The sequence below is a fragment of the Rhizobacter sp. P2_D12 genome, assembly GCF_056404395.1.
On the sequence record NZ_JBFUEB010000170.1, the window covers coordinates 1 to 8,854 of the forward strand.

Consider the following 8,854-nt stretch of genomic DNA (forward strand, 5'->3'; position numbering starts at 1 on the left):
GGCCCGCCGCCCGGCGAGCCGCCGCGCGAGGGCGGGCCTCCTGGCCAGCAGCCCGGCCAGCAACCACCCGGCCAAGAGCGCGGCCAACAGCGCGGCCAGCCCGGCGGCACGCTGCCCGCCGGCTCGCTGTGGCTGGACTACCTGGTGCGCTTCCTGGTGATCGGCGGGGCCGCGTGGTGGGGTGCGCAATGGCTGTCGCAGCCGATGCGCCGGCTGGCCGACGCATCGCGCGCGCTCGGCCAGGCGCTGGCGCAACGCCGGCCGGCACCGCAGCTGGACGAACATGCCGGCACGCGCGAGGTGCGCCAGGCCGCCCAGGTGTTCAACGCGATGGCCGGCCGGCTGCACGAGCAGTTCGACGCGCAGGGCCTGCTGATGGCCGCCATCTCGCACGACCTGCGCACGCCGCTGGCCCGGCTGCGCCTGCGGCTGGAGACCATGGACGCCGGCCCGCAGACCGAGCGCTGCATCGACGACCTGCAGGAGATGGACGCGCTGATCGGCAACGTGCTGTCGATGATGCGCGACCAGCATGCGCCGGCCGCACGCCAGCAGGTCGACCTGCGCGCGCTGCTGCAGTCGCAGGTGGACGACCTGGTGGAACAGGGCCTGGCGGTGCGCTTCGCCGACGAAACGCCCGGCGCCGAGGCGGTCGTGATGGGCCAGACCGAGGCGCTCAAGCGCATCCTCGGCAACCTGGTCGGCAACGCGTTGCGCCATGCCGGCACGGCCGACGTGAGCCTGCGCGTCGAGGCGCAGCAGCTGGCGCTGTGCATCGACGACCGCGGCCCCGGCATCCCCGAGGCGCAGCTCGAGACGGTGTTCCGGCCGTTCTACCGCGTCGACACCTCGCGCAGCCGCGAAACGGGCGGCAGTGGGCTCGGCCTGTACATCGCGCGCGACCTGGCCGAGCGGCACGGCGGCAGCCTGTCGCTGTCGAACCGGCCCGGGGGCGGCCTGCGCGCACGGCTGCTGCTGCCGCAGAAACACTTGCCGTGAACCGTGTCGGTGCTGAAACAAAGCATCGACATTGCCGACACAGCGGGCGCCGAGCATGGGCATTCCACAGCCACGGCCCACGACCCGCCATGTACGAACGCAACACCCTCCATGACGAACCCCATGAGCACGACCTCGGCCTGCAGCACGACCTGCAGGTGATGCAGCGCCGCCGCGCGCTGGCCTGGCTGGCGGCCGGCGTCGGGGCCGGAGCCGGCGCACTGACCCTGCTGGGTTGTGGCGGCGGGGGCAGCAGCAGCGACACCACCAGCTCCAGCAGTTCGTCGGGCTCGGGCAGCTCCTCCGGCTCCGGCAGCACCGGCACCACCAGCTGCTCGGTGATCCCCGAAGAGACCGCCGGCCCGTACCCGGGCGACGGCTCCAACACCTCGAACGGCAGCATCGCCAACGTGCTGACGCTCAGCGGCATCGTGCGCAGCGACATCCGCCCGTGCATCCCGGCCAGCCTGGGCACCGCGGCCGGCGTGCCGCTGACCATCACCCTGACCTTGGTCGACACCGGTTCGAGCTGCGCCGACCTGTCGGGCTACGCGATCTACCTGTGGCACTGCGACCGCGACGGCAAGTACTCGATGTACTCCAGCGGCGTCACCGACCTGAACTACCTGCGGGGCGTGCAGGAGACCGACAGCAACGGCCAGGTGAGTTTCACCACCGTGTTCCCGGCCTGCTATTCGGGCCGCATGCCGCACATCCACTTCGAGGTCTACCGCAGCCTCGCGACGGCGACCTCGTCGACGAACAAGATCAAGACCTCGCAGATGGCCTTCCCGACCGCCGACTGCAGCACCGTCTACAGCACGGCCAGCGGCTACAGCGCGAGCGTGACCAACCTGAGCCAGATCAGCTTCTCGACCGACAACGTGTTCAGCGACGGCACCTCGCTGCAGATGGTCACGCTGAGCGGCAGCGTGGCCGCCGGCTATGCGGCCGAGCTGACCGTCGGCATCGCGGCCTGAGCGTTTTTTCATTGACGAAGGGCACAGCATGATTGCATCGATCCGTTCCCTGTTTGGCGCCGGCGCGGCTCTGCTGCTCGCGATCCCGCTCGCGGCCAGCGCGGCCGACAACGGCCCGCCGCCGGGGGGCAAGCCGCCGGCACCGCCGCCCGAGGCGATCGCCGCGTGCAAAGGCAAGGCCGAGGGCGCCACGGCCAGCTTCACCGGCCGCAACGGCGAGACCCTCACCGGCACCTGCCAGAAGCTCGGCGACGTGCTGGCGCTGCGCCCGGCCGGCGGCCCGCCCGGGGGAGGCCAGCCGCCGGCGAAGCCCTGAGGCCCGCGGCGCGCGCACTACACTCGGTGCCATGAGCACCGCACTGCACACCATTCCCCACCGCACCAAGAAGCTGCCGCCGCTGCGGGTCGGCGTCGGCGGCCCGGTCGGTTCCGGCAAGACCACGCTGGTCGAGATGCTGTGCAAGACGATGCGCGCACGCTACGACCTGGTGGTCGTCACGAACGACATCTACACCAAGGAAGACCAGCGCCTGCTGACGGTGGCCGGCGCGCTGGAGGCCGAACGCATCATGGGCGTCGAGACCGGCGGCTGCCCGCACACCGCGATCCGCGAGGATGCGTCGATCAACCTGGAGGCGGTCGACCGCATGCTGGGCAAGTTCCCGGATGCCGACATCGTCTTCATCGAATCCGGCGGCGACAACCTGGCCGCCACCTTCAGCCCCGAGCTGAGCGACCTGACGATCTACGTGATCGACGTCGCGGCCGGCGAGAAGATCCCGCGCAAGGGCGGGCCCGGCATCACGAAGAGCGACCTGTTCGTGATCAACAAGACCGACCTCGCGCCGCACGTCGGCGCCGACCTCGCGGTGATGGAGGCCGACACGAAGCGCATGCGGCCGAATCGGCCTTACGTGATGAGCAATTTGAAGACCCGCGCCGGCCTGGACGACGTGGTCTCATTCATCGAGAAGCGCGGGATGCTCTTGTAGCCCGGATGGCCATCCGGGATGCGTCCGACAAACCCCGGATTGCCATCCGGGCTACGGTCAGCGCATCGACAACGTGCTCTGCAGGGCCTTCACCGCCCCGGCGCCGATCGACGCGCCGAAACGCTTGGCCAGCCGCTCGGCCACGTTGTCGCGCGGCGTGTAGTCGATCACTTCCTCGGCCTTGATGACGTCGCGCGCCACCATGTCGAGGTTGCCCAGGTGGTCGATCAGGCCCATCTCCAGCGCCTGCTGGCCATTCCAGAACAACCCGCTGAAGGTGTCGGGGCCGACTTTCAGCCGCGCGCCGCGGCCTTCCTTGACGACGCCGATGAACTGCTGGTGGATCTGGTTCAGCATCGCCTGCGTGTAGGCGCGCTGCTTCTCGCTCATCGGCGAGAACGGGTCGCCGATGCCCTTGTTCTCGCCGGCCGTCAGCAGGCGGCGCTCGACGCCGAGCTTCTCCATCGTGCCGGTGAAGCCGAAACCGTCCATCAGCACGCCGATCGAGCCGACGATCGAGGCCTTGTCGGCATAGATCTCGTCGGCCGCGACCGCGATGTAGTACGCCCCCGACGCGCAGGTCTCCTCGACCACCGCGTACACCTTCTTCTGGTGCTTGGCCTTCAGCCGGCGGATCTCGTCGTTGATGATGCCGGCCTGCACCGGGCTGCCGCCGGGCGAGTTGATGCGCAGCACCACCGCCTGCGCGCCTTCGTCCTCGAACGCATTCTTCAGCGCGCCGACCAGGATCTCGGCGCTCGCCTCGGTGTCGGAGGCGATCTCGCCGCGCACCTCGATCAGCGCGGTGTGCGGGCCGCTCGGCGCGGCAGCATGGTTGCGCGCGCTCAGCAGCGACCAGAAGCCCAGCGCGAACAGCACCAGCCAGGCCCAGCGGAAGAACAGGCGCCAGCGGCGATCGCTGCGGCGGTCCTTGAAGAACGCGGTGGCCAGCGACTCGACGGTCTCTTCCAGCGAAGGCTTGGCGGACACGACCGGTGCCGGGGCGGGCACGGGGGCAGGAGCAGGAGCGGGCGAGGGAAACTCGTCGGGCGGATTCATTCGGGGCTTTCGGCGGCCTTCGTCACGTCATCAGTCGGGGAAGGCGGGTTGGATGTCGCGGGAAGGATACCAATAGACCTCGCCCGCATCTTCTTCCACGCGCAATTCCGTCAGGCGCCCTCGGCCACAGGGGCCGGCGACGCAGCGGCCGTTGAGCGGGTCGTAGGCGGCACCATGGATCGAGCACAGGATGAACTCGCGGCCGCTGTCGAGGAACTCGCCGGGCTGCCAATCCATCTCGGCCGGCACGTGCGCGCAGCGGTTCAGGTAGGCGACGACACGCCCGTCGAAGCGCAGCGCGAAGGCCCGCACCGGCTCGCGGTATTGCAGCACGTCGAACACCAGCGCGTTGCCCTTCTCGGCCAGCTGGCCGGCGGCGCACAAATGCTGCCGCGGCAGGGCGGGAGGCACCGGCAAAGGCGAGCCCGGCAAGAACTCAGCCATGGCGCGCCAGCCAGTCGCCCAGCTCGGGCACCGAATGCGCGACGAAACGCGGCGCGAAGCTCTCGAAGGCCTCGTGCCGGTGCGCGCCGTAGCTGACACCGATGCTGGCCACGCCGGCGTTGGCCGCCATCTGCAGGTCGTGGGTGGTGTCGCCGATCATCAGCGTGCGCTCCGGCGCGACGCCGAACTCGTTCATCAGCTCGACCAGCATGAGCGGGTCCGGCTTGGAGGCGGTCTCGTCGGCGGTGCGGGTGGCATCGAAGTGGCTGCCCAGGTCGGCGGTGCGCAGCGCCTCGTCGAGCCCGCGGCGCGACTTGCCGGTCGCCACTGCCACCCAGTGGTTGCGCGCCTTCAGCGCCTTCAGCATGTCCAGCGTGCCGGGGAACAGCACGATCTCGTGCTGGCGGGCGAAGTAGTGGTGGCGGTAGCGGTCGGCCAGCGCCGGGTACTGCTCGCGCGGCAGCCCGGGGGCTGCGTGCTGCAGCGCCTCGATCAGGCCGAGGCCGATCACGTAGCTCGCGTCCTGGTCGCTCGGCACCGGGGTGCCGACGTCGGCGCAGGCGGCCTGGATGCAGCGCGCGATCAGCATCGTCGAATCGAACAGCGTGCCGTCCCAATCGAAGGCGATCAGGTCGAACTGGCGGGGGCGGGTCATGACGGCAAGGCCTCGAGGAATGAGCTGCATTCTGCCGGCAAGCCGGCTTCCAGTTCGATGGCCTCGCCGCTGGCGGGGTGCTCGAAGCGCAGCCGGCGCGCATGCAGGAACATGCGGTCGAAGCGCGCACCCGGCACGGCCTCGCCGCGCGCCAGCGCCTTGTTGACCGCGAAGTCGCCGTACTTCTCGTCGCCGGCGATCGGGTGGCCCTCGTGGGCCAGGTGGACGCGGATCTGGTGCGTGCGGCCGGTCTTGATCGTCACGTCGAGCAGCGTGAAGGCGGCATAGGCCTTCGCGATGCGCACCAGCGTGATCGAGCGGCGGCCCTCGATTTCCTGATCACCCTGAGCCTGTCGAAGGGCCCGATCATCCTGAGCTTGTCGAAGGACGGCGCGCACGCGGCGTTCGCCCTCGCCGGTCAGGAACTTGTGCAGCGCCACGTCGATGACCTTGCGCGACGCCGGCCAGGCGCCGACCACCAGCGCCGCATAGGTCTTGCCGGTCTCGCGGCTGCGGAACTGCTCCTGCAGCGCCGTCAGCGCCGAGCGCTTCTTCGCGATCAGCAGCAGCCCGGAGGTCTCCTTGTCGAGCCGGTGCACCAGCTCCAGGAAGCGCGCCGTCGGCCGCGCCTGGCGCAGTTGCTCGATCACGCCCGAGCTGACGCCGCTGCCGCCGTGCACCGCGACGCCGGCCGGCTTGTCGATCGCGAGCAGGTGCTCGTCCTCGTAGACGATCGGAAACTCGCGCGCCGGCGCGGCCGGGGCCGACCCCGGGTCGGCCATGCGCACCGGCGGCACGCGCACCTGGTCGCCGATCGCCAGGCGGGTGTCGGCGGCGGCCCGGCCCTTGTTGACGCGCACCTCGCCGGAGCGGATCACCCGGTAGACGTGGGTCTTGGGCACGCCCTTCAGCAGCTTGATCAGGAAGTTGTCCAGCCGCTGGCCTTCGGAGCCTTCATCGACCTCGACCAGCTGCACGGCAGGCGCCACCGGGGTCTTCACCGCGGTGCTTGCCGGCCGCCCTGCTTTGGCCCCTATAATGCGTTGCACCACGTTGTTGTCGTAAGTGTTTGATTTTTCTGAGTTTAACGTCGCAGACGTTCAGCGGTACTCGCGGCAAYGGTGGCGGTCGGGTCAAGGATCCGGCCAACAGGTGATGCAACATGCCCGGCCCGCGGCGGGCACCGTCCCCACGTGACGGTGCGGCGCGCAGCCCGGCATGGCAGAGAAACAAAGAACGAACCCCTGTCAAAAAGGTTTCCCGAGGCAGGAGACATCGAAGCCCGGTCTTCGCTTACCCGCGATCCGCCGGTGCACCTTCGGCCTCCTGCCCGCGTCCAGTAGTCAATGCGGATGTTGTTCCCGGCCCCCACCCCCCACTGCCCTCCGTGTGCCTTGCGCGCCGTACCCCGGCTTCATGCCGTCGGGTTTGCGCTGGCCGGCCGTGCCGTGGTGTGGCCCCGAACGCTGGCCTCGCGGCCCGCAGCGCCCACTGTCTCGCATGCGCCAACGCTGCCTGGCCGGCCGATCCACTGATCGATCCCGCGTCAACGCAGTCCAGGGCGATTCCTTCCGGTTCATCCACGTTTCTCGTGCATCGATGAGTCGCCCCTGAAGTTTCAGAGGCGGCATGTTGAGTGGCTGCCACTCGCGCACATCACACGCGCGGTGGCGGCGAAGGAGCGCACATGAAACGCATGCTGATCAACGCGACGCAGCCCGAAGAGCGCCGCCTGGCCATCGTCGATGGCCAGAAGCTGCTGGACTTCGAGACCGAGATCGAAGGCCGCGAGCAACGCAAGGGCAACATCTACAAGGCCGTCGTGACCCGCGTCGAGCCCTCGCTCGAGGCCTGCTTCGTCGACTACGGCGAAGACCGCCACGGCTTCCTGCCGTTCAAGGAAATCTCGAAGAACTACTTCCGCGAAGGCACCGACGTGCGCAACGCGCGCATCCAGGACGCCATCCGCGAAGGCGACCAGTTGCTGGTGCAGGTCGAGAAGGAAGAGCGTGGAAACAAGGGCGCCGCCCTCACCACCTTCGTCTCGCTGGCCGGCCGCTACCTGGTGCTGATGCCGAACAACCCGCGCGGCGGTGGCGTGAGCCGCCGCATCGAGGGTGAGGAGCGCGAGGAGCTGAAGGAGAACCTCGACCAGCTCGAATACCCGAAGGGCATGAGCCTGATCGCCCGCACCGCCGGCATCGGCCGCAGCGCCGCCGAGCTGCAGTGGGACCTGAACTACATGCTCAAGCTGTGGACCGCCATCGACGGCGCGTCGCAGGGCGGCAAGGGCGCGTTCCTGATCTACCAGGAGTCGTCGCTGGTGATCCGCGCGATCCGCGACTACTTCACGTCCGATGTCGGCGAGATCCTGATCGACACCGACGACATCTACGACCAGGCGATGCAGTTCATGAACCACGTGATGCCGGAATCGGCCGCACGTGTGAAGCGCTACCGCGACGACGCCCCGCTGTTCTCGCGCTTCCAGATCGAGCACCAGATCGAGACCGCGTTCTCGCGCACCGTGAACCTGCCGTCGGGCGGCGCGATCGTGATCGACCACACCGAGGCGCTGGTCTCGGTCGACGTGAACTCGGCGCGCGCCACCCGCGGCAGCGACATCGAGGAAACCGCGACCCGCACCAACCTCGAAGCCGCCGACGAGATCGCGCGCCAGATGCGGCTGCGCGACCTGGGCGGCCTGATCGTCGTCGACTTCATCGACATGGAAGAGTCGAAGAACCGCCGCGAGGTCGAGACCCGGCTGCGCGATGCGCTGCGCCAGGACCGCGCCCGCGTGCAGTTCAGTTCGATCAGCAAGTTCGGCCTGCTCGAACTGAGCCGCCAGCGCCTGCGCCCGGCGCTGTCCGAAGGCAGCCACATCACCTGCCCGCGCTGCAACGGCACCGGCCACATCCGCGACACCGAATCCAGCGCGCTGCAGATCCTGCGCATGGTGCAGGAAGAGTCGATGAAGGAGAACACCGCCGCCGTGCACGTGCAGGTGCCGGTGGAAGTGACCTCGTTCCTGCTGAACGAGAAGCGCACCGAGATCACCAAGATCGAACTGAAGCAGCGCATCACCGTGCTGCTGGTGCCGAACAAGCACCTGGACACGCCGAACTACAAGCTCGAGCGCCTGCGCCACGACGACCCGCGCCTGGAGAACCTGCAGGTCAGCTACTCGATGATCGAGGAGCCGGACGACGAGGTCGGCATCACGCGCCGCGAGAAGGCCAAGGCCAAGCAGGAGCCGGTGATCAAGGGCATCCTGCCGGAGACGCCGGCACCGATCACGCCGCCCAAGCCCGAGCCGGCGCCCGCGCCGGTCGCAGTGGCCCCGGCACCCGCGCCGGTGGCGGCGGCGCAGCCGGCCGGCGKCGGCTTCTTCGGCTGGGTCAAGCGCCTGTTCGGCGCGGCCGAGCCGGAAGCGGCACCGGTCGTCAAGGCGCCTGCGGCAGCGACGGCCGAGGCCGGCGCGAAGCGCGAAGGCCGTGGCGAACGGGGTGATCGCGGTGGCCGCGGCAACGGCCGTGGCGAGCGCGACGGCAAGCGCGATGGACGCCGCGGCGAGCGTGGCGGGGATCGCGGTCGCGGCGAAGGCCGTGGCGAGGGCCGCGGCGAAGGCGCGCGCGGCGAAGGCCGTGGCGAAGCCCGCGCCGAGGGCCGTCCGGAAGGCCGCGGCGACCGGCCGGAACGCGGCGAACGCACGGACCGTGGCG

Annotated in this window: 9 protein-coding genes; 5 read left to right on the forward strand and 4 right to left on the reverse strand. The window is 69.6% G+C overall.

Features of this window, described 5'->3' with window-relative positions; translation table 11 throughout:
• From AC1DYN_RS30375 to ureG, 4 genes are all read left to right on the forward strand, one after another.
• A partial coding sequence (locus tag AC1DYN_RS30375) for an ATP-binding protein (RefSeq protein ID WP_477966153.1) occupies positions 1–999 on the forward strand: 999 nt, incomplete at its 5' end.
• A gap of 89 nt (positions 1,000–1,088) precedes the next feature.
• Positions 1,089–1,979: a dioxygenase family protein gene (locus tag AC1DYN_RS30380; RefSeq protein ID WP_477966155.1), complete on the forward strand. Its 891-nt coding sequence runs from the start codon at positions 1,089–1,091 to the stop codon at positions 1,977–1,979.
• Between the two features lie 28 nt (positions 1,980–2,007).
• A complete protein-coding gene (locus tag AC1DYN_RS30385; protein ID WP_477966157.1) occupies positions 2,008–2,295 on the forward strand; it encodes a hypothetical protein in 288 nt (95 codons plus the stop codon).
• A gap of 31 nt (positions 2,296–2,326) precedes the next feature.
• A complete protein-coding gene (ureG, locus tag AC1DYN_RS30390) occupies positions 2,327–2,971 on the forward strand; it encodes an urease accessory protein UreG (RefSeq protein ID WP_477966159.1) in 645 nt (214 codons plus the stop codon).
• A 57-nt stretch (positions 2,972–3,028) separates the two neighbouring features.
• Here ureG and AC1DYN_RS30395 read toward each other — a convergent pair whose 3' ends face one another.
• The 4 genes from AC1DYN_RS30395 to AC1DYN_RS30410 are packed head-to-tail and all read right to left on the reverse strand — an operon-like array spanning position 3,029 to position 6,178.
• On the reverse strand, positions 3,029–4,030 hold the full coding sequence (locus tag AC1DYN_RS30395) for a S49 family peptidase (protein WP_477966161.1): 1,002 nt from the start codon (positions 4,028–4,030) through the stop codon (positions 3,029–3,031).
• 30 nt (positions 4,031–4,060) lie between these two features.
• A complete protein-coding gene (locus AC1DYN_RS30400; protein WP_477966163.1) occupies positions 4,061–4,474 on the reverse strand; it encodes a Rieske (2Fe-2S) protein in 414 nt (137 codons plus the stop codon).
• On the reverse strand, positions 4,467–5,129 hold the full coding sequence (locus AC1DYN_RS30405; RefSeq protein WP_477966165.1) for an HAD family hydrolase: 663 nt from the start codon (positions 5,127–5,129) through the stop codon (positions 4,467–4,469). The genes AC1DYN_RS30400 and AC1DYN_RS30405 overlap by 8 nt, the downstream gene beginning before the upstream one ends.
• The gene (locus tag AC1DYN_RS30410; RefSeq protein ID WP_477966167.1) at positions 5,126–6,178 is read right to left on the reverse strand and encodes an RluA family pseudouridine synthase; all 1,053 of its coding nucleotides are present in this window, start codon (positions 6,176–6,178) and stop codon (positions 5,126–5,128) included. The genes AC1DYN_RS30405 and AC1DYN_RS30410 overlap by 4 nt, the downstream gene beginning before the upstream one ends.
• A 638-nt stretch (positions 6,179–6,816) precedes the next feature.
• Here AC1DYN_RS30410 and AC1DYN_RS30415 point away from each other — a divergent pair.
• Positions 6,817–8,854 (forward strand): Rne/Rng family ribonuclease (locus AC1DYN_RS30415; protein WP_477966169.1); only part of this gene is annotated, 2,038 nt, incomplete at its 3' end.

Excerpts from the sequence above, each read along its gene's own strand:
- AC1DYN_RS30380 (WP_477966155.1), top strand. The coding sequence starts at position 1,089 with ATGTACGAACGCAACACCCTCCATGACGAACCCCATGAGCACGACCTC.
- AC1DYN_RS30385 (WP_477966157.1), top strand. The coding sequence starts at position 2,008 with ATGATTGCATCGATCCGTTCCCTGTTTGGCGCCGGCGCGGCTCTGCTG.
- ureG (WP_477966159.1), top strand. The coding sequence starts at position 2,327 with ATGAGCACCGCACTGCACACCATTCCCCACCGCACCAAGAAGCTGCCG.
- AC1DYN_RS30395 (WP_477966161.1), bottom strand. The coding sequence starts at position 4,030 with ATGAATCCGCCCGACGAGTTTCCCTCGCCCGCTCCTGCTCCTGCCCCC.
- AC1DYN_RS30400 (WP_477966163.1), bottom strand. The coding sequence starts at position 4,474 with ATGGCTGAGTTCTTGCCGGGCTCGCCTTTGCCGGTGCCTCCCGCCCTG.
- AC1DYN_RS30405 (WP_477966165.1), bottom strand. The coding sequence starts at position 5,129 with ATGACCCGCCCCCGCCAGTTCGACCTGATCGCCTTCGATTGGGACGGC.